21 protein-coding genes and 1 other RNA gene are annotated in these 20934 nt (G+C 58.6%); 15 read left to right on the top strand and 7 right to left on the bottom strand.

Annotation, left to right across the window (positions count from 1 at the left end):
- The first annotated feature begins 36 nt into the window (after positions 1 to 36).
- The gene (locus RQ738_RS02955; protein ID WP_314161891.1) at positions 37 to 666 is read left to right on the top strand and encodes a glutathione S-transferase N-terminal domain-containing protein; all 630 of its coding nucleotides are present in this window, start codon (positions 37 to 39) and stop codon (positions 664 to 666) included.
- A gap of 52 nt (positions 667 to 718) precedes the next feature.
- Positions 719 to 1111 (top strand): ClpXP protease specificity-enhancing factor, encoded by a 393-nt coding sequence (locus RQ738_RS02960; RefSeq protein WP_314161892.1) that lies wholly within the window; start codon positions 719 to 721, stop codon positions 1109 to 1111.
- Between the two features lie 14 nt (positions 1112 to 1125).
- Here RQ738_RS02960 and RQ738_RS02965 read toward each other — a convergent pair whose 3' ends face one another.
- Positions 1126 to 1437, bottom strand: a complete 312-nt coding sequence (locus RQ738_RS02965) for a DUF3301 domain-containing protein (protein WP_314161893.1) — start codon at positions 1435 to 1437, stop codon at positions 1126 to 1128.
- 67 nt (positions 1438 to 1504) lie between these two features.
- Between RQ738_RS02965 and RQ738_RS02970 the strand changes: the two genes are divergently transcribed.
- The gene (locus RQ738_RS02970; RefSeq protein WP_314161894.1) at positions 1505 to 1996 is read left to right on the top strand and encodes an O-acetyl-ADP-ribose deacetylase; all 492 of its coding nucleotides are present in this window, start codon (positions 1505 to 1507) and stop codon (positions 1994 to 1996) included.
- Between the two features lie 7 nt (positions 1997 to 2003).
- Here RQ738_RS02970 and bioA read toward each other — a convergent pair whose 3' ends face one another.
- Genes bioA through RQ738_RS03000 form a run of 6 tightly spaced genes read right to left on the bottom strand, consistent with a single transcriptional unit; the run spans position 2004 to position 8252 of the window.
- A complete protein-coding gene (gene bioA, locus RQ738_RS02975) occupies positions 2004 to 3275 on the bottom strand; it encodes an adenosylmethionine--8-amino-7-oxononanoate transaminase (protein ID WP_314161895.1) in 1272 nt (423 codons plus the stop codon).
- Entirely contained in the window at positions 3272 to 4654 is a 1383-nt protein-coding gene (locus RQ738_RS02980; protein WP_314161919.1) for an FAD-binding oxidoreductase, read from the bottom strand. The genes bioA and RQ738_RS02980 overlap by 4 nt, the downstream gene beginning before the upstream one ends.
- 28 nt (positions 4655 to 4682) lie before the next feature.
- The gene (locus RQ738_RS02985) at positions 4683 to 5267 is read right to left on the bottom strand and encodes a BON domain-containing protein (RefSeq protein WP_314161896.1); all 585 of its coding nucleotides are present in this window, start codon (positions 5265 to 5267) and stop codon (positions 4683 to 4685) included.
- A gap of 4 nt (positions 5268 to 5271) precedes the next feature.
- Positions 5272 to 5865: a phosphoheptose isomerase gene (locus tag RQ738_RS02990; protein ID WP_314161897.1), complete on the bottom strand. Its 594-nt coding sequence runs from the start codon at positions 5863 to 5865 to the stop codon at positions 5272 to 5274.
- A 52-nt stretch (positions 5866 to 5917) separates the two neighbouring features.
- On the bottom strand, positions 5918 to 6283 hold the full coding sequence (locus RQ738_RS02995) for a YraN family protein (protein ID WP_314161898.1): 366 nt from the start codon (positions 6281 to 6283) through the stop codon (positions 5918 to 5920).
- A 25-nt stretch (positions 6284 to 6308) separates the two neighbouring features.
- A complete protein-coding gene (locus RQ738_RS03000; RefSeq protein ID WP_314161899.1) occupies positions 6309 to 8252 on the bottom strand; it encodes a penicillin-binding protein activator in 1944 nt (647 codons plus the stop codon).
- Positions 8253 to 8288: 36 nt separating this feature from the next.
- Between RQ738_RS03000 and rsmI the strand changes: the two genes are divergently transcribed.
- The 12 genes from rsmI to murG all read left to right on the top strand — a co-directional run.
- The gene (gene rsmI / locus RQ738_RS03005) at positions 8289 to 9137 is read left to right on the top strand and encodes a 16S rRNA (cytidine(1402)-2'-O)-methyltransferase (protein ID WP_314161901.1); all 849 of its coding nucleotides are present in this window, start codon (positions 8289 to 8291) and stop codon (positions 9135 to 9137) included.
- A gap of 223 nt (positions 9138 to 9360) precedes the next feature.
- An RNA gene (gene rnpB / locus RQ738_RS03010) (RNase P RNA component class A) lies at positions 9361 to 9718 on the top strand.
- A 253-nt stretch (positions 9719 to 9971) separates the two neighbouring features.
- Positions 9972 to 10424 (top strand): division/cell wall cluster transcriptional repressor MraZ, encoded by a 453-nt coding sequence (gene mraZ / locus RQ738_RS03015; RefSeq protein ID WP_314161902.1) that lies wholly within the window; start codon positions 9972 to 9974, stop codon positions 10422 to 10424.
- 51 nt (positions 10425 to 10475) lie between these two features.
- Complete coding sequence (gene rsmH / locus RQ738_RS03020) at positions 10476 to 11420, top strand: 16S rRNA (cytosine(1402)-N(4))-methyltransferase RsmH (RefSeq protein WP_314161903.1); 945 nt, start codon at positions 10476 to 10478, stop codon at positions 11418 to 11420.
- Positions 11420 to 11686 (top strand): cell division protein FtsL, encoded by a 267-nt coding sequence (gene ftsL, locus RQ738_RS03025; RefSeq protein ID WP_314161904.1) that lies wholly within the window; start codon positions 11420 to 11422, stop codon positions 11684 to 11686. The genes rsmH and ftsL overlap by 1 nt, the downstream gene beginning before the upstream one ends.
- Entirely contained in the window at positions 11686 to 13419 is a 1734-nt protein-coding gene (locus tag RQ738_RS03030; protein WP_314161905.1) for a peptidoglycan D,D-transpeptidase FtsI family protein, read from the top strand. Before ftsL ends, RQ738_RS03030 begins: the two co-directional genes overlap by 1 nt.
- Positions 13416 to 14990, top strand: coding sequence for a UDP-N-acetylmuramoyl-L-alanyl-D-glutamate--2,6-diaminopimelate ligase (locus RQ738_RS03035; RefSeq protein WP_314161906.1), 1575 nt, complete (start codon positions 13416 to 13418; stop codon positions 14988 to 14990). The genes RQ738_RS03030 and RQ738_RS03035 overlap by 4 nt, the downstream gene beginning before the upstream one ends.
- Positions 14987 to 16345 (top strand): UDP-N-acetylmuramoyl-tripeptide--D-alanyl-D-alanine ligase, encoded by a 1359-nt coding sequence (gene murF / locus RQ738_RS03040; protein ID WP_314161908.1) that lies wholly within the window; start codon positions 14987 to 14989, stop codon positions 16343 to 16345. Before RQ738_RS03035 ends, murF begins: the two co-directional genes overlap by 4 nt.
- 2 nt (positions 16346 to 16347) lie before the next feature.
- Complete coding sequence (mraY, locus tag RQ738_RS03045; RefSeq protein WP_314161909.1) at positions 16348 to 17430, top strand: phospho-N-acetylmuramoyl-pentapeptide-transferase; 1083 nt, start codon at positions 16348 to 16350, stop codon at positions 17428 to 17430.
- A gap of 18 nt (positions 17431 to 17448) precedes the next feature.
- The gene (gene murD / locus RQ738_RS03050; RefSeq protein WP_314161911.1) at positions 17449 to 18786 is read left to right on the top strand and encodes a UDP-N-acetylmuramoyl-L-alanine--D-glutamate ligase; all 1338 of its coding nucleotides are present in this window, start codon (positions 17449 to 17451) and stop codon (positions 18784 to 18786) included.
- Positions 18780 to 19991, top strand: coding sequence for a putative lipid II flippase FtsW (gene ftsW / locus RQ738_RS03055; RefSeq protein WP_314161913.1), 1212 nt, complete (start codon positions 18780 to 18782; stop codon positions 19989 to 19991). Before murD ends, ftsW begins: the two co-directional genes overlap by 7 nt.
- Positions 19988 to 20934: undecaprenyldiphospho-muramoylpentapeptide beta-N-acetylglucosaminyltransferase (gene murG, locus RQ738_RS03060; RefSeq protein WP_314161914.1), on the top strand; the 947-nt coding region annotated here is incomplete at its 3' end. The genes ftsW and murG, both read left to right, overlap by 4 nt.

Consider the following 20934-nt stretch of genomic DNA (forward strand, 5'->3'; position numbering starts at 1 on the left):
GGGATAAAACTACATTAATCTGGGAGTACACCCATTATGGCGTCAATAGCAAACCGACGCTCCGTGATGACGTTATATTCAAGCGCGACCTCGCCTTACAGTCATCGTGCACGAATCGTTCTCGCCGAGAAAAATATTACTTATGAGATTCAGGACGTCGAGGCGGGTGCCTGCCCGGAAGATCTTGCCGAACTGAACCCGTACAACACGGTGCCAACACTCGTTGATCGTGACCTGGTACTGTTCGATTCGCGCATTATCATGGAATATCTGGATGAGCGTTTCCCGCATCCGCCATTGATGCCGGTTGACCCGGTTTCGCGGGCGAATTCGAAGCTTTACATGTACCGAATCGATCGTGACATGTATAGCATTATCGATCAGTTCGAGGCCGGCTGCGAAAGCCGCACAGCCACTAAATTACGCAAGGAATTGCGTGACAGCCTGACCGTGATTGCACCGATCTTTGATTCAAAGCCGTTCTTCATGAGCGATGAATTTACCTTGATCGATTGTTACATGGCCCCGTTGTTATGGCGCTTACCGAAATACGGGATAGAACTGCCCGCCCAGGCTCGTGCCGTGAACACCTACGCCGAGCGCCTGTTCTCACGCGAGTCATTCCAGACCAGTCTCACTGAGGCGGAACGCGAGATGCGCGACTGACGCCAGTCGCGCTCTGGCATTACCCCTGTCAGGCACTCGAGGAAGACCTGTTATGAACTCCAGTCGCCCATATCTCATCCGCGCACTTTATGAGTGGATTGTCGATAATGATATGACCCCTTACCTTCTTGTCAATGCCATGGATGAGAATGTGCGGGTGCCTGAGCAGTTTATCGAGGACGGCAAGATTGTCCTTAATATCAGTCCGACTGCCACCCAGGGACTTGGCCTGGGCAACGAGCTAATCGAATTCAGTGCGCGCTTCTCCGGCGCGGAAATGACAGTCAGCGTGCCAAGCATGTCAGTGCTGGCGATTTATGCGCGTGAGAATGGCCAGGGCATGATGTTTGCCGAGGAAGAGGGCGGCAGTGATGAACCCAGTCCGACCAGTCCCGGCGACGGTACACCTGCAGACAAGAAGCCGACGCTGACGTTGGTCAAGTAAGCACCCGCCAGGCCCTATAACAGCGTACGTTGTCCGCGAATGGAAACCTCCACCGGTGCCAGGCCGAGCATGACCAGTGTGCCGTGCTGGCGTTGCGCGATGTCATCACTATATTCAAAGCGGTAGCTGCGTTCGAACACGATTCGCCCATCCGCATTCCGGCGTAACCTCAATTTATCCAGGACCACGGCCTCATCAAGCAGGACGACGGCATGTTGTTCACAGAGATGACCACACAGGCCAACCGCGAACTCGTGGGCACGACGACTGTCGAGCCAGAACCAGAGCAGGGCCGAGATAAGCAAGAGCAATAACAAACCATTCATGGGAGAGGCGGCGACCGGGACAGGGCTGAAAGATATGCCTATTATAAGCCGCAGGGGAGAAAAAACTATGCTCACTGCCAAATGCACCGATATTACAACGCTTAAGGTGGATGCCGTCGTGAATGCGGCAAATAACAGCCTGCTTGGCGGTGGTGGTGTAGACGGGGCGATCCATCAGGCCGCCGGGCCGGAGCTGTTGCGCTTTTGCCACCAGCTGAACGGTTGTGAGACGGGCGATGCGAAGATCACGCCGGGCTTTTATTTGCCGGCAAAGTGGGTCATCCATACCGTAGGTCCGGTCTGGCGCGGCGGCGGCGAGAACGAGCCGGCCTTGCTGGAAAGCTGCTACCGGCGCGCACTGGAACTGGCCCTGCAGTACGAGGTGAAAACCATCGCCTTTCCGTCAATCAGCACCGGTGTGTATGGCTATCCGAAGCAGGCCGCCGCGAGGATTGCGGTGACCGTGATGCGTGAATACGAAGCGCGCTTTGCACAGATCATTGCCTGTTGTTTCAGCGAAGCTGATCTGAAGATTTATCAGGCCCTGCTGGGTAAATAGGCGTTTGTCATTGCCGCGTCAGCACGCTGACAACGGCGGCGGTCAGCGTGGCGAGATCGTCGTCATTGATAACAAACGGCGGCATCAGGTAGACGAGCTTGCCGAATGGTCGCACCCAGACGCCGTTCTCTACAAAGGCTGCGGTAATGGCTTGCATATTAACGGGCTGCTTCATCTCGACGACGCCGATGGCGCCGAGGACGCGCACCTCGGCAACCTGGTCGAGTTTCCGACAGGGGGCAAGACCCTGTGCCAGGCCCGCTTCGATACGACGAATATTTTCCTGCCAGTCGGTGGCGAGTAATAACCGGATACTGGTCAACGCCGCGGTACAGGCCAGCGGGTTGGCCATAAAGGTCGGGCCGTGCATGAATACGCCGGGTTCACCGTCATCAATGGCCTGGCTGATATGCTCAGTGGTGAGCGTTGCCGCGAGGGTCATATAGCCGCCGGTCAGGGATTTGCCTATGCAAAGGATATCAGGCGTGACATCGGCATGTTCGCAGGCAAACAGCTTGCCGGTGCGGCCAAAGCCGGTGGCGATCTCATCGAGTATCAGCAGGACGCCATAGCGCTCACAGAGTTGGCGGGCGCGTTGCAGGTATTCGGCCGAGTAAAACCACATGCCACCGGCACCCTGCACGATCGGTTCCATGATCAGCGCCGCACATTCATCGGCATGGGCGCGCAGGGCCTCTTCCAATGGCGCAATATCCGCATCGCTACAGGTTGCCCCGAAACGGCAGCGTGGTTGTTCGACAAAAATCTGTAAAGGCAGGTTATCCTTGAACAGCGAGTGCATACCGGTAACCGGATCACAGACCGACATGGTCGCAAAGGTATCACCATGGTACGCCGAACGCAGGGCGATAAAGCGGTGTTTGCCGGGCCTGGCCTTTGCCTGCCAGTACTGCAGGGCCATCTTCATTGCCACCTCAACGGCGACCGAACCCGAGTCCGAGTAAAAGACGCTCTGCAATGCTGTCGGGGTGATGGCGAGTAACTGTTCCGTAAGCCTTATCGCGGGTTCATGGGTCAGGCCGCCAAACATGACATGCGACATCTTCTGCAATTGCGCCTGCAGGGCGGCATTCATTTGTGGCTGGTTGTAACCGTGAATCACGCACCACCACGAGGCCATGCCATCAATGAGCTCGCGACCATCGTCGAGCGTCAGGCGTACGCCATGTGCCGATTCAACCATATAGACAGGCTGCCCGGAATGCATGGCACTGTAAGGATGCCAGATATGCTGTTGATCGATCGCCTGGTTACTCATGAGATGGCGGGCAGGGTCTTGCCGCTATTGAGGATAGCGTTTGGATCAAACTGCAGGCGGATGGCCTGCATCAGTTGCAAGGCCGTGGGGTCGATCTCGCGGGCGACAAAATCACGTTTCTCGATCCCGACCCCGTGTTCGCCCGAGAGACTGCCTTCCAGTTGCAGGACAAGGTCGAAGACGTCATCGAGGCACTGATGAGCGGCCTGCATCTCGGCCGGGTCATCGGGGTTGACCAACAGGTTGACGTGAATGTTGCCATTGCCGGCATGACCAAAATTGACGATCTTGATGTTGTGCTGGCTGGCGAGCCTTTCCAGGCCAGAAATCAGTTCAGGGATCCGCGAGACCGGCACGACCACATCTTCGTTGATCTTTTTCGGGGCGATCTTGCGCAACGCCGGTGAGAGCGCCTTGCGTGTTGCCCACAGGGCGGCAACCTCGGCCTTGCCTTGCGCGGCCATAAAATCAAGCAGGCCGTCATTGGTCGCGGCGTAACGGATGCTCTCGACCGCCGCGTCGATACTGGCAGTTGAGCCATCGACCTCGATCATCAGCAGGGCACCGGCCTGCGCCGGTAGCTCGGCAGCCGAGTAATCGCGAATCATGTCGAGCGCGGCCTTGTCGATAAATTCCAGCGCACAGGGGGTCACCGCTTGCGCCATGATCGCGGCCACGGCCCGGCTGGCACTCTGGATATCACGGTATATCGAGCGCAGGGTGCGCCTGGTCTCGGGCAGGGGTGTGAGTTTCAGTGCCGCCTCGGTGATGATGGCGAGCGTGCCTTCCGAACCGATCAACAGGCGGGTGAGATCATAACCGACCACGCCCTTGGTGGTATGGGTGCCGGTACGCAGTTCTTCACCGTGGCCGGTCACGGCGCGCAGGCCCAGGGTGTTTTCTCGCGGGGTGCCGTATTTGACCGCCCGTGGTCCGGCGGAATTATAGGCCAGGTTACCACCAATACTGCAGAAGGCCGCGCTGGTCGGGTCCGGTGGCCAGAAGAAACCATGCTCGGCGGCGGCATCCTGCACCGCCTGGTTTGTGACCCCGGGTTCAACAATCATTAAACGGTTATCAGGATCAATGCGCAGGATCCGGTTCATGCGTTCCAGTGACAGCACCAGCCCACCCTGTAGCGGTACAGTGGCGCCAGTAGTACCGGTGCCGCGACCGCGGGTCGTTAACGGGATCTGGTAGCGGTTGCAAAGACGGACGATCTGTAACACCTGGGGATGGCTTGTGGCAAAGGCCACGGCCTGGGGCAGGCAATGCCGACGGCTGTTGTCATAGCCGTAGCTCCAGCATTCGCTTTCGCCGGTGAGGACATTATCTGCGCCAGCAGCTGCACGCAGCGCCTCCAGAAAATCGTCGTTCAGGATTTGCAATCTGCCCGGGGCCTGCAATCTAGTTGAGATACTCGAAAAGCTTGACGACGCGCTGTACGCCCTTGACCGTGCGTGATGCTTCTACTGCCGCATCGGCCTCGGCGCGGGTTACGATACCCATGAGGAAGACTGTGCCGTTTTCACTCACAACCTTGATGCGTGTCGGGTCGAAGCCTTGCAGATGCTTTATGTTGAACAGGTTGGTTTTTACCTTGGTGGTGATCCAGGTATCGCTGCTGCGGGTCAGTAGGGAACTGGGGGCAGCCAGGACCAGTTCATTATGTACCTTGCGCACCTTGGGAATGCCCGACACGAGTGAGAAGGCCTTGCTGCGCAAGGCATCAGTCGGCGCTTCGCCACTGAGCAAAATGATGTTGTTGTAGGAGGTGACGTTGATGTGAGTCTGGTCAAACAACTCCTTGTCGGAAATGATTTTCTCCATGGCCTTGATCTCAATGATCTCGTCATCCACAAAGGTACCGACGCTACGCCGATCATGTGCCATGCCGGCACCGGCCGCGGCACCGCCAACAACAGCGCTGGCACAGCCTTGTAACAAGACCACAAGCAACAGAATCGAGGCACCGGGCAGTATTCTTGACATGGTATTAGTTCTCCTGTTTCAGTAATTGTTGATCAATAAGATCACACAGGCAGTGCACGGCGAGGATATGGACTTCCTGTATGCGTGCCGTTGAATCCGAGGGTACGCGGATTTCAATATCACGTTCGCCGAGTGCCGCGGCGATGTCGCCACCATCCCGGCCACTCAGGATAATACAACGCATGCCACGTTCCTGTGCCGCGTGCACGGCCTGCAGGACATTGGCCGACTGGCCACTGGTCGAGATACCCAGCAGGATATCACCGCTGCGGCCGAGCGCCCGGACCTGTTTGGCAAAGATCTCATTGAAACTATAGTCATTGGCAATCGACGTTAGCGTCGATGCATCGGTGGTCAGGGCGATGGCCGGCAGGCCGGGGCGTTCCATCTCGAAACGATTCAGCATCTCGGAGGAAAAGTGTTGCGCATCGGCAGCAGAGCCACCGTTACCACAGCTCAGAACCTTGCCATCGGCAAGCAGGGCGGCAGTTACCGCGGTTGCCGCATGGGCCAGCGGCCCGACGAGGACCTCGACCGCCTCGGTCTTGGTACGGATACTGTCTGCAAAGTGTTGCCTGATACGTTCTTCCGGATCCACGTGGTTGTGTCCTTCGTCAATAAGTATCCCGCATTATACCGGTTGTCTGCGGCTACGTCCTGAATGCATCAGGTATCCATTCGAGCTGCAGATCAGCCTCGCTGCCGCTGATGGCGACAACATCAAAACGCGCCGGCGGCTGTTTTTTGCCCTCGTGCAGCAGATAGTACCCGGCGGCCGCGATCAGGCGCTGTTGTTTGTGCCAGTTCACCGACTCGCTGGCCGTGCCGAAGCGCGCCTGGCGCCGGTATCGGACCTCGACAAACACGAGGCTGTCTTTGTCGCGCATGACCAGGTCGATCTCGCCCCGGCGGCAGTGATAGTTACGGGTGAGCAGCGTCAGGCCTTGTCGGCGCAAGTGTGCGCAGGCCATGTCTTCATAGTATTTACCGCGACGTTGCTGGGGTGTTTGGGGCATGTGACATTCCTTGTCGGTGCTGTTGTCAGCCGGGTGGTTGCCCCGGCGGGATAGCCCCGGGCAATGCAGGGCCGGTGGGGGCTTGTTGCAGCCGGGTCGCGGATTGCTCAATCAGCCGCGGCTTGCCGTTTTCGAACTTTGCCCACATTAATTGACGACGCAGGCGCCGCTGTTCATCCATGCGCAGGCTGCCGGTCTGGCCGCTGAAGCGTTCGAACGGGTATTGCTGCAGGCGTTGCAGATGCGGGATGACACGATAGGCATCAAGGCCGAAGGCATACAGGCGGGCGTACTTTTCACTGCGGGCCGGCCACAGTTCACTGATGGCTGAGTGCAGTGGCGAGGTGTGACGACCGTTCAGGGTCCACGGCATGTCACCAAAGGTGATACCGTTCATGTCCCGATCCAGGCTCGTGTCGATATGGCCGCTATAGACATGTGAGGTCGCGTAAACAGGCAGGTCGCCGGCATCATAAAACTTCAGTTGCGGCCGTATCTGCCGAACCTGTTCCGGGAAGCCGGCAATAAAGGCAAAGTCCACGTCCTGTCGGCGGCGAGCGTTAAACTCGACACTTCTGCCCAGTACCCGGCGCAGGGTTTGATAACGTTTCTTACTGTCATCGACATTAAGCAGGTCGCGAATCGATTTTGCATAATCCGGTGCTGCCAGCGGATAGGCCTGGATCTCGGTCAATTGGCCGCCGAGCTGCTGCCAGTGTTTATTAAAGGCTGCAAGCAGGCGTTCGCCCAGGGTCGTCTGCGGATAGATCATCACGCCCTGACTGTAGCCATCGAGCCAGATGCGCTCGGCAACCTGGCGTGCCTCATCCTCGGGCAACAGGGCAAACTGGTACAGCGCGGTGTTCGCCTGTTGCCCCTGTGTATTGTTCAATGCCAGCGTGGGCACGGAGAGCGTCACCTCTTCAACAAGCCTGCTGACGGAGGTTTTGCTTAGCGGCCCGACGACAAGCTCGGCGCCATCCTTTACGGCCTGCTGGTAAACGAGGGCAACATTCTCGTCATCGGCTGCATAGAGGCGCAGCCGGGTCGCCTGTTCGGCGGGTTTGTCTGCGTAATAGGCGGCGAGAAACCCGTCGCGGACCGCGCTCGCCGCGTCGGCATAGTCACCCTGCATGGGCAGCAACAGGGCAATTTGTTTCGCTCGCGGGCTGATGATGGTGTTGATGTCGCGCAGGGTATCGATAAAACGCCGGGCGGCCGGATGCCCTGGATGACGGTTACGCCATTGTTCCAGCTGCTCCTGGGTGGAGCGGCCGCGCTTGTTCATTACCGCCAGCTCCAGCCACGCCCGTAAAGGCCCGGGCGTGCTGGTCGCATAAAGACTGCTCAGGGCCACTTCATTCAGCATATTCAGTTCGGTCCACAGGGCAGATTGGTTGGCATCCTGCTCAAGGGGATCCGTGAGCAGGCTATCCAGCACGACATACTGGCGCGCGGCCTCATAATGATTGCCGAGGCGGGCATACGCGGCTGATTGCACGGCGAGCAGTTGACGTAACTGTGCGGTTTCCATGGGCTCGTCACGCAACAGGGCAAGCTGCTCCAGTGCGGCGGCGGGCCGGTTCATGGCCAGTTGCAGGCGGGCGCTATGCAGGCGTACCGGCAGGGCATTGTGCTGGCGAATTTGCCCCAGGGTCTCGGCCGCGGCGTCGACCTGCCCGTCTAAAAGTAAGGACTTACTTGCCTGTAACAGGTAGTTATCCTGTTGTTCGGGGCTGGCGGTCGCCGCGAGCGCCAACCAGGCCTGCGCGGCGGCGGCATGCTGCCCCTGGCTGGTCAGGGCCGCGGCGGATTCTGCCGGGGTCCTGGTGGTGTCGGCTGGCTTGTCGGGTGCCTCGCCGGGCGTGGTACAGGCGCTGAGCGAGAGCAGCAATGCTCCGCCCATTAATAATAATGAGAGTTGTCGGGCGGCAGCCAGGAAACCGGGGTGTGTTACAGTTGCGATCATGGCAGCACAGTATCTTGGCCTATTCGAGGCCTGTCAATGAATTCGGGCACACTCTTTGTCGTCGCGACCCCTATTGGTAACCTTGGTGACCTGAGCCCGCGCGCCTCCGCGATCATCTCCCAGGTAGCGCTCGTCGCCGCCGAAGATACCCGCGTGACCCGGCGACTGTTGCAGCATATTGGTTGTGACACGCCGATGCTGTCCTTGCACGATCATAATGAAAACCAGCGTATCGCCGGGTTGCTGGCGCGTTTGCAGGCCGGAGAGGATGTGGCGCTGGTTTCGGATGCCGGCACCCCCCTGATCAGTGACCCAGGCTATAGCCTGGTCCGGGCCGTGCGCCAGGCGGGGGTGAAGGTGGTTCCTGTTCCGGGACCATCGGCCCTGGTCACGGCATTGTCCGTGGCCGGCTTGCCGACAGACCGCTTTGTTTTTGAGGGCTTTCTGTCCGCCAAGCCAGCCGCACGCCGGACCCGCCTGACAGAATTGGCCCCGGAAACGCGAACCCTGGTCTTTTACGAATCCCCACATCGTATCCTTGCGACGCTGGCCGATTTGCGCGATGTGCTCGGGAGTGAGCGCGAGGCCGTAGTGGCACGTGAGCTGACCAAGACCTTTGAAACCCTGCACGGCGACACGCTTGGCGCCCTGTATGAATGGGCCGCGGCAGACAGCAACCAGCAGCGTGGTGAATTTGTGCTGGTGGTCGCCGGCGCGAGCGAGGAGCCGTCAGCCAGCAAGATTGATGAGGATCACCTGCTCCAGGTCCTGCTCAAAGAGCTGCCGGTTAAACAGGCCGCCGGACTCGCGGCGCAGATCACCCGCGGCAAACGCAATGCCCTTTATGCCCGGGCCCTGGAATTACAAAAAGATAAATCCGACTAATTTATTCCCCGCCTCGTTCTGCCATTTCCTTAACAGGTATCAACAGCTGGCAACGAACAAAGGGACAAAAGCGGTTTTCTTCTGCCCTTTTCGGGCTCTCCGGGACACCGGCCCTCCGCCTTCTCCGCAGCAGGATCGGACCATCGGCAGGTCTGGCCTGTGGCGGTGCATTAATTGTCTATGTAAGGTCCGCCCAGCGTTTGCTTCAGGTATAATAAAATTGGAAGTTGGCCAGGCGATCGCTGTTCCGCAAGGGATGGAGGAAAGTCCGGGCTCCACAGGGCAGAGTGCCAGGTAACGCCTGGGAGGTGAAAGCCTACGGAAAGTGCCGCAGAAAATATACCGCCTAAGCGGGCCCGTTTATTCGGGGTCGCCGGTAAGGGTGAAATGGTGCGGTAAGAGCGCACCGCGCAGCTGGTAACAGCTGTGGCAGGGTAAACCCCACTCGGAGCAAGACCAAATAGGGGAACGTTGGTGTGGCCCGCACTGTTCCCGGGTAGGTTGCTTGAGGTACGTGGTGACACGTATCCCAGATGAATGGTCGTCCACGACAGAACCCGGCTTATCGGCCAACTTCCACCTTTGTGTTTTCTTAATAATCCCCTCTAAGTTATCCATGTAACCTGTTGTTTTTATTGATTTGCAATTTTTCTATTGTTGCTTTTTTGCGACGTATTTCACAGTTCCTGACCTCCTCTAAGTCCTTGTGTGTAAAGCAAGAAATCCCAAATAGGGTGGGATGTATTCGCTTGACAGTGGTATAGGTGAGGCATATAGTGCAAATAAGTGGTATAAAGTGGAAATAAATGGATCGAAGAGGCGGAGAGGAACAGAGTGTTTCGAGGGGTCAACAACATCACGATGGACGCGAAAGGTCGCATGGCTATGCCGACGCGATATCGCGACCGCCTGCACGAGCGTTGTGATGGCCAGCTCGTCATCACGGTTGACCGTGATCACTGCCTGTTGCTGTACCCGTTACCTGAGTGGGAAGAGATCGAGCGCAAGCTGGTGCGGTTGCCGAGCTTCAACAAGCAGAGCCGTCGTCTGCAGCGCTTGCTGATTGGCCACGCAACCGAGTGTCAGCTGGATGCGAATGGGCGCGTGTTACTGCCCCCGCCGCTGCGTGAATTTGCCAGTCTGAATCGGCAGGCAGTGCTGATCGGGCAGGGCAACAAGTTTGAGCTCTGGGATGAGCAAATCTGGAACGAACGTCGGGATGTCTGGCTGGCGGAAGAGGATGACGAACTTGATATGCCAGACGAACTTGAATCGCTGTCACTTTAGGCGAAGCCGGCTGCTGCCGGCGACAATTGCAACGGTATAGATGCGGCACATATGAGCGGCCCAGCTGAAAAAGATTATCACCATAAGCCGGTCATGCTCGAAGCAGTGCTTGCCGGTTTGAACATCAAACCCGACGGCGTGTACGTCGATTGCACTTTCGGCCGCGGTGGACATGCACGAGCAATACTCGAACAACTCGGGCCGGAAGGACGATTACTGGCCCTGGACAGGGACCCGCAGGCAGTTGAGGCGGCGCAGGAACTGGCAGAGCAAGACGAACGATTCAGCATACAGCGAGGTTCGTTCACGATGTTAAAGGCGCTGGTCGAAGATAGTGACTTACTGGGCAAGGTCGATGGCTTGTTTCTCGACCTTGGCGTCTCGTCGCCACAGCTTGATGATCCCGGGCGCGGCTTCAGTTTTCAATACGAAGGTCCGCTGGACATGCGCATGGATTACGAGAGTGGCCAGTCGGCCGCCGAATGGCTGGCGACAGCCGGTGAACGAGAGATAAGCCAGGTGCTGTTTGATTACGGTGAAGAACGTCATGGCAAACGTATTGCCCGTGCGATCTGCAAGGCCCGCGAGGAAACCCCGATTACCACGACAGCGCAACTGGCCGAGATTATCTCCGCGGCCAACCCCTCGCATGAAAAACACAAGCACCCGGCTACCCGTAGTTTCCAGGCCATTCGTATTTTCATTAACAGGGAACTGGATGAACTGCATGAAGTGCTCGCCCAGGTACTCGAGGTGCTTGCTGCCGGTGGTCGACTCGTCGTTATCAGTTTTCACTCACTGGAAGACCGTATCGTGAAACGCTTCATTCGCCAGCAGGTTCGCGGTGATGACTTGCCGCGTGACCTGCCGGTCACCGCCGACATGTTAAATCCACGCATGCGCGCCATTGGCAAAGCCATTTATGCAGATGAGGCTGAGCTGAGGTTTAACCCGCGCGCCCGTAGTGCCGTGTTACGTATCGCGGAGCGACTCTGATGCAGATCCCGGCAGGTATGACATTGCTGGGTGTAGCGGTCATGGTTTCGGCCCTGGCGGTCGTCTATAGCCGACATGAAAGTCGCAAATTATTCGTCGAGTTGCAGGCCTTGCAGGAAGAGCGCGATGAAATGAATGTGGACTGGGGGCGTTTGCAACTCGAGCAAAGTACCTGGACCACCCATGGGCGTGTTGCCGATACGGCGCGTGAACGCCTCGACATGGTAGTACCTGAAACCGCGAAAATCAGGATACTCAGATACTAATGACGACGTCAGATAAACAACCACTTTATCGCTTTCGCAGCCGCTTTGCGCTGGGGCTGTTGTTGCTGAGCGCGGTTCTCCTCAGCTGGCGGATTGTTGACCTGCATGTGGTGCATCATGACTTCCTGCAGGGACAGGGCGATGCGCGCTCCCTGCGCGTGGTCGCGCTGGCTGCGCACCGTGGCATGATCACGGACAGGCACGGCGAACCCCTCGCCATCAGCACGCCGGTAGATTCGATCTGGGCCAATCCACAGGAATTGTTACTGGCACGGGAACGCCTGCCGGAACTGGCGCGGGTACTGGAACTCGAGCCGGATAAACTGCAGCAGACCCTGGCTTCGCGTCGCGGCCGCGAGTTCGTTTACCTGCGGCGGCACAGTCACCCGGATATGGCACAGCAGGTCGTCAACCTGGCGCTTCCCGGCGTCTCATTGCAACGTGAATATCGCCGCTATTACCCGGCGGCAGAAGTCACCGGGCACCTGGTGGGTTTTACCAATATCGATGACGAAGGTCAGGAAGGTATCGAGCTGGCCTACGATGACTGGTTGCGCGGTCAGCCGGGCAGCAAACGGGTGTTGAAAGACCGGCTTGGTCGTACTGTTGAGAATGTCGAAAGTATCAGCGTGCCACAGCCGGGTGGTTCGCTGGCCCTGAGTATTGATCGCCGGATTCAATACCTTGCTTATAGCGAACTCAAGGCTGCGGTACAGAAACACAAGGCCCGCTCCGGCTCAGCCGTGGTGCTGGATGTCAGGAGCGGCGAAGTACTGGCGATGGTCAACCAGCCGGCGTTTAATCCGAACAATCGACGTAACCTGCGGGGTGATCATTATCGCAATCGAGTGGTGACGGATGTCTTTGAGCCCGGCTCGACACTGAAACCCTTTACGGTGGCCGCTGCGCTTGAATCCGGTGCGTTTACTCCTGAGACACCGATCCAGACAACGCCTGGCTATTACATGGTTGGTACGAATACGGTTAAGGACCATAGAAATTACGGCCTCATTGATGTGGCAACCGTGTTGCAAAAATCCAGCAATGTCGGTGCCAGCAAGATGGCCCTGACCCTGACTGCCGAGCAGCAGTGGGAGATGCTGACGCGGGTAGGCCTGGGTGAGATCACCAGCAGCGGCTTCCCTGGTGAATCGAGCGGCATGTTAACCGGATATCGTAATTGGCGTGAGATTGACCGTGCCACGCTCGCATTCGGTTACGGAATCTCGACTACCGTGCTGCAGTTGGCGCAGGCTTATAGCGTATTTGCCACAGGCGGTTACCTGCGCCCGGTTTACTTGCAGCGTACTGAAAACCTGCAGGCCGTCAGCGATAATCAGAAGCGAGTCATGACCAGTAAAACCGCCATGCAGATCCGGCAGATGCTCGAAACTGTAGTGCAGGACGGCGGCACAGGAACGCGCGCGGCAGTAGCCGGTTACCGCGTGGCCGGTAAAACCGGCACCGTGCGAAAATCCGGAGTCGGTGGCTATGTCGAGGATCGTTATCTGGCGCTGTTTGCCGGTCTGGCACCGGCAAGCAACCCCCGTCTGGTCATGGTGGTGATGATCAACGAGCCGGATAACGGCGAGTATTATGGCGGTGTCGTCGCGGCACCCGTGTTTGCAAAGGTTATGGCAGGCGCCTTGCGTTTGCTGAATATTGCACCGGATGCCCTGCCGGCAGAAAGCGGACAACTGCTTGCCGCCGCTGACAGTGGAGGTCAGCCATGATGGCCACCGCACAGAATATCCAGCCCAGCTACCCGCTTGCCGGCTTGCTTGCCGGTCTTGCCGAGCAGCCTGTCGAAACTGCCTGCGAGATAACGGGCCTGAGCATGAACAGTCATGCTATTGACCAAGGGGATTTGTTTCTTGCCTGCGCCGGCACGCAGCGGCACGGCCTGCACTATGCGGAAGAGGCAGTGGCAAAGGGTGCGGTTGCGGTTGCCTATGAGGTGACTGTCGGGAATGAATTACAGGGCGAGGCAGCTGAAATCCTGGGGCGTCTACAGGACAAGGCGATTCCACTCGTTGCCGTTCGGGAGCTAAGTCTCAAGGCCGGCATGATTGCCGAACGTTTTTACGCCGAGCCTTCAAAGGCCATGCATGTGATCGGCATTACCGGCACCAATGGCAAGACCTCCTGCAGCCATTTTCTGGCCGCGTTGTTATCGACAGACAAGCTGCCGTGCGGGGTCATCGGTACGCTTGGCAATGGCAAGTTCGGCCAGCTAAAGACAACCACGCATACCACGCCCGATGCGCTCAGCCTGCATAAACTGTTTGCCGATATGCGCGACGACGGCTTGCAGTATGTGAGCATGGAGGCTTCCTCGCACGGTCTGGAGCAGGGCCGTATCAGCGGGGTGGCTTTTGATACCGCGGTGTTTACCAATCTCAGCCGCGACCACCTTGATTACCATGGTGACATGGAAAGTTATGCGCGCAGCAAACAAAAACTGTTCGAGCAGCCGGGGCTGCGATACGCCGTGATCAATGCCGATGATAGTTTTGGTCGTGAGTTACTCGAGAGCCTGCCGGACAGCGTGCAGTCCGTGGCCTACAGCCTGAGTGATGAAGGTAATGCCGAGGCAAGTGAATTACGTAACAGCGTGATGCATCTAGGTTGCGTGCAGGGCAGTGATTTGCATTTCACCCAGGAAGGCATGTCGATGCAGGTCAGTACGCCATGGGGGGACGGTGAACTGCATAGCCACCTGTTTGGCCGCTTCAATGCCAGCAACCTGCTGGCGGTGCTGGCGACCGCATTGCTGACCGGTATGCGTCTGCCGCAGGCCCTGCAAGGTATTGCAAAACTGCATAGCGTGCCGGGCCGCATGCAGCATATCGAGGTCACTGACGGAAAGCCGCTCATCGTCGTTGATTATGCACATACCCCGGATGCCTTGCAGCATGTGCTTGAGGCCTTGCGCGTGCATTGCGAGGGCAAACTGTGGTGCGTTTTCGGATGTGGTGGTGAACGTGATCGCGGCAAGCGGCCGTTGATGGGCAGCATCGCCGAACAACTGGCGGATGAGATTATCCTGACCGATGACAATCCGCGTGGTGAAGACAGCGCGGCGATCATTGAAGATATCCGTGCCGGTATCCATGCCACCGGGAAACTGCACATTGAGTCGAATCGACGCGCCGCCATCGCTTATGCCATCGAACGGGCCTCGGCAGCAGATATTGTGCTGGTTGCCGGCAAGGGGCATGAAGATTACCAGCTGATCGGTCACGAACGCCTGCCGTTTAACGATGCCGCGGTCGTCACCGAGTTGCTCGGAGGTGCGCAATGAACGCCTGCAGCATGCAACTTTCCGAGGTCGCCAGCGTACTGGGTGTACAGCATCGGGGTGCCGACGTGCACTTCAAAGGTGTCAGCACCGATACCCGCCATGTCCAGCCGGGTGAACTGTTCGTGGCCTTGCAGGGTGAGCGCTTCGATGCGCACGAATTCATTGCCGACGCGGCGGCCGGTGGTGCGGTGGCGGCGATTGTCAGTCGACCGGTCGACGCCGCTATGCCGGTAGTGCTGGTCGAAGATACGCAACGTGCACTCGGCCAGCTGGCGCATGCCTGGCGGGGCAGGTTTGATATCCCGGTTGCTGCCGTCACTGGCAGCAATGGCAAGACCACGGTCAAGGAAATGATCGCCAGCATCCTCAGCGTCAAGGGCAAACCGCTGGTCACCCGGGGCAACCTGAATAACGAGATCGGTGTCCCTCTCACCCTGTTACGCATGGACAAGTCGCATAGCCATGCCGTGATCGAGATGGGCGCCAATCATATAGGAGAGATCGCCTACCTGGTTTCCCTCGCGGAGCCGGATGTTGGCCTGGTAACCAATGCCATGTCGGCCCACCTTGAAGGCTTTGGCAGCCTGGATGGCGTGGCACAGGCCAAGGGTGAAATGTTCGAATACCTGGGTGAGTCGGCAACGGCGATTGTGAATGCCGATGACAAATATGCAGATGCCTGGCGCGAACGCACCCGCCCGGCACGGGTCATCAGTTTTGGTATCCGCCAGGCCGCCGATGTGTCGGCCGGCGAAATCGAGTTTGACCCGCGTGACTGGCAAACGTGTTTCACGATGCGGACACCGGCAGGCGAAGCGCTTGTCCGCCTGCCGCTCGCCGGCCAGCACAATGTCATGAATGCCCTGGCCGCTACGGCTGCCTGCCTGGCGCTGGGCGTGTCATTGGCAGAGGTGTGTGACGGGCTGGCGGGAATGGAAAACGTCAAGGGACGCCTGCGCGCTCAGCCAGTCAGCAACGGCGCCCTGTTGATCGACGATACCTATAACGCCAACCCGTCTTCCTTGCAGGCCGGTCTCGATGTGCTGGCGATGATGCCGGGGAAGCGCTACCTCGTACTGGGTGATATGGCCGAGCTGGGTGAAGAGGCCGTTGCCTTGCACAAAAACGTTGCCAGCCAGGCACGCGAGGCCGGTGTGCAGTTTCTGTATGCAGTGGGCGAAAACAGCCGGCATGCGGTCGCAGCGTTTGGTGTCGGTGGGCAGCATTTTTCTGATCATGAAAGCCTGCTCTCGGCCTTGAGGGCCGAGCTGAATGAAAACAGCGTGGTATTGATTAAAGGCTCAAGGCTTATGCAGATGGAACGCATTGTCAGCGGCCTGCTGGGGGGAGAATAAACATGCTGTATTACCTGACACAACAACTCGCCGAGACCTATAGTGGCTTTTATGTCTTCCAGTACCTGACGCTGCGCACCATCCTCGGGGTGCTGACCGCGTTGCTTATTTCTTTCATGATCGGCCCGGTCATGATCCGTCGTTTGACCATGCGCCAGCTTGGCCAGCCGATCCGTGCCGACGGTCCACAGACCCACCTGAGCAAGGCCGGTACGCCGACCATGGGTGGTTCGCTGATCATTGTCGCCATTGCGGTCAGCACCTTGCTCTGGGCTGATTTGAATAACCGCTATATATGGGTGGTGCTTGTGACCATGCTCGCCTTCGGTGTGATCGGTTTTTATGATGACTACATCAAGCTGGTAAAACAGGACCCGCAGGGGCTGAAGTCACGTTACAAATACCTGTGGCAGTCCGTGGTGGGGATCATGATTGCCGTTTTCCTTTATCAAACGGCGACACTCAGTGCAGAAACCACGCTCATCGTGCCTTTCTTCAAGGATGTCTCGATTGAGCTGGGCTGGTTGTTTATCCCGCTCACCTATTTTGTTGTTGTCGGTTCGAGTAATGCCGTCAACCTGACCGATGGACTGGATGGCCTGGCCATCATGCCAACCGTCATGGTCGGTGGTGCACTGGGGATATTTGCCTACACCACGGGCAACGTAAAGCTCGCCTCCTACCTGTTGATCCCTTACGTGCCGGGGGTCGGGGAGGTCGTGATTTTCTGTGGTGCCCTGGTCGGTGCCGGGCTGGGCTTTCTCTGGTTCAACGCCTACCCGGCGCAGGTTTTCATGGGCGATGTCGGTGCGCTGGCACTGGGCGCGGCACTCGGTGTGGTGGCCGTGGTAGTGCGGCAGGAACTTGTGCTCGTCATTATGGGCGGGGTATTTGTCATGGAAACCGTATCGGTGATCCTGCAAGTGGCCTCGTTCAAGTTAACCGGCAAACGTATCTTCCGCATGGCACCGTTACATCATCATTTCGAATTAAAGGGCTGGCCGGAACCGCGCGTGATTGTGCGCTTCTGGATCGTGACCGTGATCCTCGTGCTCATCGGTCTGGCAACACTGAAACTACGTTAAGGGCAATCGGCTAACAACGTGAATAAACAGGCACAACAAACACTCATCGTCGGCCTTGGCAAGACCGGCCTGTCGTGTGCGCGCCACCTGGCCGCGAAGGGTGTGCCGTTTATGGTGACCGACAGCCGCGCCGAGCCACCCGGCCTGCAGCAGTTGTGCGCCGAAATGCCCGGGCTTGACGCCCATGTCGGCGGCTTCGTGGACAGCGACTTTGCCAACGCCAAACAGATTATCCTGAGCCCGGGGATCTCCCGTCGTGACCGGCATGTGCAGGCCGCCGAACAACACGGTGCCGAGGTGCTCGGTGACATTGAATTATTTGCGCGCGAGGTCAGCGCACCGGTCGTGGCGATCACGGGCACCAATGGCAAGAGCACCGTGACCACCTTGCTTGCCGAGATGGCGAAGGCGAACGGCAAACATGTCCAGGTCGGCGGCAATCTCGGCATGCCCGCTTTAGAGTTGCTGCATGACGAACAAACGGAACTGTATGTGCTCGAGCTTTCCAGTTTCCAGCTCGAGACCACTTACTCGTTGAACGCGGTAGCCGCCGTTGTCCTGAACATCACGGCTGACCACATGGATCGTTACGACAGTCTCGAGGCCTATGCGCAGACCAAGCAGGGCGTCTATCACGGTGACGGCGTGATGGTGATCAACCGTGATGACCCGTTGGTCGAGGCCATGGCCGATGCACAGCGCCGCGTGATCCGCTTTGGCCTGTCGATACCGCAAGACGATGATTTCGGCCTGCTGGAAAAGCATGGCGAGGTCTGTCTCGCCAGGGGGCCGCAGGCCCTGCTGCCGGTCAGTGAGATGAAACTGGCAGGGCGCCATAACCAGGCCAATGCGCTGGCGGCACTGGCCCTGGGAACAGCCATTGAACTGGACCTCGCGGCGATGCTCGGCGTGTTACGCCGCTTCAGGGGCCTCGCCCATCGCAGTGAATGGGTTGCCGAAATCAACGCGGTCCGCTGGTATAACGATTCCAAGGCGACCAATGTTGGCGCCACCGTCGCTGCCCTCTCCGGCATGCCGGGCACACTCGTACTCATTGCCGGCGGTGATGGTAAAGGTGCTGATTTCACCGCCTTGCGCGAGGCTGTAAAGGAACGCGTACGCTGTGTCGTCTTGCTCGGCCGCGATGCGCCGCTAATCGAGCAGGCCATTCAGGGGGCCGTGCCACTTTGCCATGCGACAGATATGCAAGACGCCGTGCAGCAGGCGGCCGCATGTGCTGAACCCGGCGATAGCGTGTTGCTGTCACCGGCCTGTGCCAGTTTTGATATGTACACGAATTTCGAGGCGCGCGGGGCGGATTTCATTGCCGCGGTGCAGGAGCTTGCGGCATGCTGACGACCACGCATAACGCCGCCGCCTTTGCCGGTCACCCGGCAGGTAATCGCAAACGTAGCAACGTGCAGGCGACGTTTGATCATGCCCTGTTGATGGCTGTTCTAATCATCATGGGCCTGGGGCTGGTGATGGTTGCCTCGGCCTCGATTTCGATTGCTGACCGACAGCTTGGCGAGCCCTTCTACTACCTGTTTCGCCAGGGGCTGTATGTCGTACTGGGTCTCGGGATGGCCGCCGTGGTAACCCGCATCCCACTGGATGTCTGGGAACGCATTAGCGCCGTGTTGCTGATGATAGGTCTGCTACTGCTTGTTTTTATCCTCCTGCCGGGCGTGGCACGGGAAATCAATGGCAGTACCCGCTGGCTGTCTCTCGGCCTGTTCAACCTGCAGCCTTCCGAGTTTATGAAGCTGTTTGTGATTATCTACCTGGCCAGTTACCTCGTGCGCCGTGGCGACGAGGTGCGGACCACCGTATGGGGCTTTCTCAAACCGATGCTGGTGCTGGTGCTGGCGGCACTCTTGTTGCTGCTGGAACCTGACATGGGCGCGGCTGCCGTGATCTTCGCGACGGCGCTCGGCATGATGTTTCTCGCCGGCGTCCGCATCTGGCATTTTGGTGTGCTGCTGTTGCTCATCGCGGGCTCGGTGGTGACACTGACGATTACCTCGCCATACCGGATGGAGCGCGTGACTGCCTTCCTCAACCCCTGGGCAGATCCATTCAACAGCGGCTTCCAGTTGACCCAGTCCCTGATCGCGTTTGGCCGCGGCGAGTGGTTCGGGGTGGGCCTGGGCGGCAGTGTGCAAAAATTATTCTATCTGCCCGAGGCACATACCGATTTTATGTTTGCCGTGCTGGCCGAAGAACTGGGTATGTTTGGCGCCCTGGCTGTCGTCTTGCTGTTCGTCTTTGTCGCCGTACGCGCCTTCCGGCTTGCCGGCCAGGCGCGTCAGCTGGGGCTCGATTTTGCCGCCTATACGGCCTACGGCATTAGCCTGTGGCTAAGCATGCAGGCCTTCATCAATATCGGCGTGAATACCGGTGTCTTGCCGACCAAGGGCCTGACCCTGCCACTCATGAGTTACGGCGGCAGCAGCATGCTGGCCACCTGTATCGCGGTGGGCCTGCTGCTGCGGGTGGATATCGAAACCCGCGAAGCCTGGGTGCGCTCGGTCGATGTGAAACGGGGAGGTGGCCGATGAGTAAAGCACAGCCGCGTATCCTGATCATGGCCGGTGGCACGGGCGGGCATGTCTTTCCGGCACTGGCCGTGGCCGACAAGCTGCGCGCAGAAGGTATCGAGATCGCCTGGCTCGGTACACGGCACGGTCTCGAATCCCGCGTGGTGCCGGCGGCGAATATCCCCCTGTATACGATCCCGATCAGCGGTCTGCGCGGCAAAGGTGCGCTGGGCTGGTTACTGGCGCCGTTCCGCATCACGTATGCCGTGCTGGTGGCCATGGGGATTGTGCATAAACTGAAACCCGGTGCGGTACTTGGCATGGGTGGTTTTGTTACCGGCCCCGGCGGCATCGCCGGCTGGTTATTGCGTCGGCCCCTGCTTGTCCACGAACAGAATGCGATTGCCGGCCTGACCAACAGACTGCTGGCACGTTTTGCCGACACTGTCATGGAGGCCTTCCCGGCGGCATTCAGTGATCGTTACCACCCGGTGCAGACCGGTAACCCGGTACGCAAGGACATCGCCGCGCTGGCCAGCCCTGAACAGCGACTTGCCGATCGACACGGTGCCATTCATATCCTTGTGATTGGCGGCAGCCTCGGGGCGCGGGCCCTGAATGAAGTCGTGCCGGCCGCACTGGCAGAACTGGATGCACAAGCCCGCCCGCAGGTCTGGCAGCAAACAGGCAAGGCCATGCACGAACAGACGTGCGCTGATTATGCGGCGCGCGCTATCCCGGCACGCGTCGATGCCTTTATTGATGATATGGCCGAGGCCTATGCCTGGGCGGACGTGGTGATATGCCGCGCCGGTGCCCTGACTATTGCCGAACTGGCCGCCGCCGGGGTGGCCTCGATCCTCGTGCCTTATCCGCATGCGGTGGATGACCATCAGACCGCCAATGCCCGTTTTCTCGAACAGGCCGGGGCCGCCGTCCTGTTGCCACAGGGGAAGTTGACCGC

It is taken from the genome of Sulfuriflexus sp. (assembly GCF_032250955.1).
GTDB lineage: Bacteria > Pseudomonadota > Gammaproteobacteria > AKS1 > AKS1 > Sulfuriflexus.

Excerpts from the sequence above, each read along its gene's own strand:
- RQ738_RS02955 (WP_314161891.1), top strand. The coding sequence starts at position 37 with ATGGCGTCAATAGCAAACCGACGCTCCGTGATGACGTTATATTCAAGC.
- RQ738_RS02960 (WP_314161892.1), top strand. The coding sequence starts at position 719 with ATGAACTCCAGTCGCCCATATCTCATCCGCGCACTTTATGAGTGGATT.
- RQ738_RS02965 (WP_314161893.1), bottom strand. The coding sequence starts at position 1,437 with ATGAATGGTTTGTTATTGCTCTTGCTTATCTCGGCCCTGCTCTGGTTC.
- RQ738_RS02970 (WP_314161894.1), top strand. The coding sequence starts at position 1,505 with ATGCTCACTGCCAAATGCACCGATATTACAACGCTTAAGGTGGATGCC.
- bioA (WP_314161895.1), bottom strand. The coding sequence starts at position 3,275 with ATGAGTAACCAGGCGATCGATCAACAGCATATCTGGCATCCTTACAGT.
- RQ738_RS02985 (WP_314161896.1), bottom strand. The coding sequence starts at position 5,267 with ATGTCAAGAATACTGCCCGGTGCCTCGATTCTGTTGCTTGTGGTCTTG.
- RQ738_RS02995 (WP_314161898.1), bottom strand. The coding sequence starts at position 6,283 with ATGCCCCAAACACCCCAGCAACGTCGCGGTAAATACTATGAAGACATG.
- RQ738_RS03000 (WP_314161899.1), bottom strand. The coding sequence starts at position 8,252 with ATGATCGCAACTGTAACACACCCCGGTTTCCTGGCTGCCGCCCGACAA.
- rsmI (WP_314161901.1), top strand. The coding sequence starts at position 8,289 with ATGAATTCGGGCACACTCTTTGTCGTCGCGACCCCTATTGGTAACCTT.
- rsmH (WP_314161903.1), top strand. The coding sequence starts at position 10,476 with ATGAGCGGCCCAGCTGAAAAAGATTATCACCATAAGCCGGTCATGCTC.
- ftsL (WP_314161904.1), top strand. The coding sequence starts at position 11,420 with ATGCAGATCCCGGCAGGTATGACATTGCTGGGTGTAGCGGTCATGGTT.
- RQ738_RS03030 (WP_314161905.1), top strand. The coding sequence starts at position 11,686 with ATGACGACGTCAGATAAACAACCACTTTATCGCTTTCGCAGCCGCTTT.
- RQ738_RS03035 (WP_314161906.1), top strand. The coding sequence starts at position 13,416 with ATGATGGCCACCGCACAGAATATCCAGCCCAGCTACCCGCTTGCCGGC.
- murF (WP_314161908.1), top strand. The coding sequence starts at position 14,987 with ATGAACGCCTGCAGCATGCAACTTTCCGAGGTCGCCAGCGTACTGGGT.
- mraY (WP_314161909.1), top strand. The coding sequence starts at position 16,348 with ATGCTGTATTACCTGACACAACAACTCGCCGAGACCTATAGTGGCTTT.
- ftsW (WP_314161913.1), top strand. The coding sequence starts at position 18,780 with ATGCTGACGACCACGCATAACGCCGCCGCCTTTGCCGGTCACCCGGCA.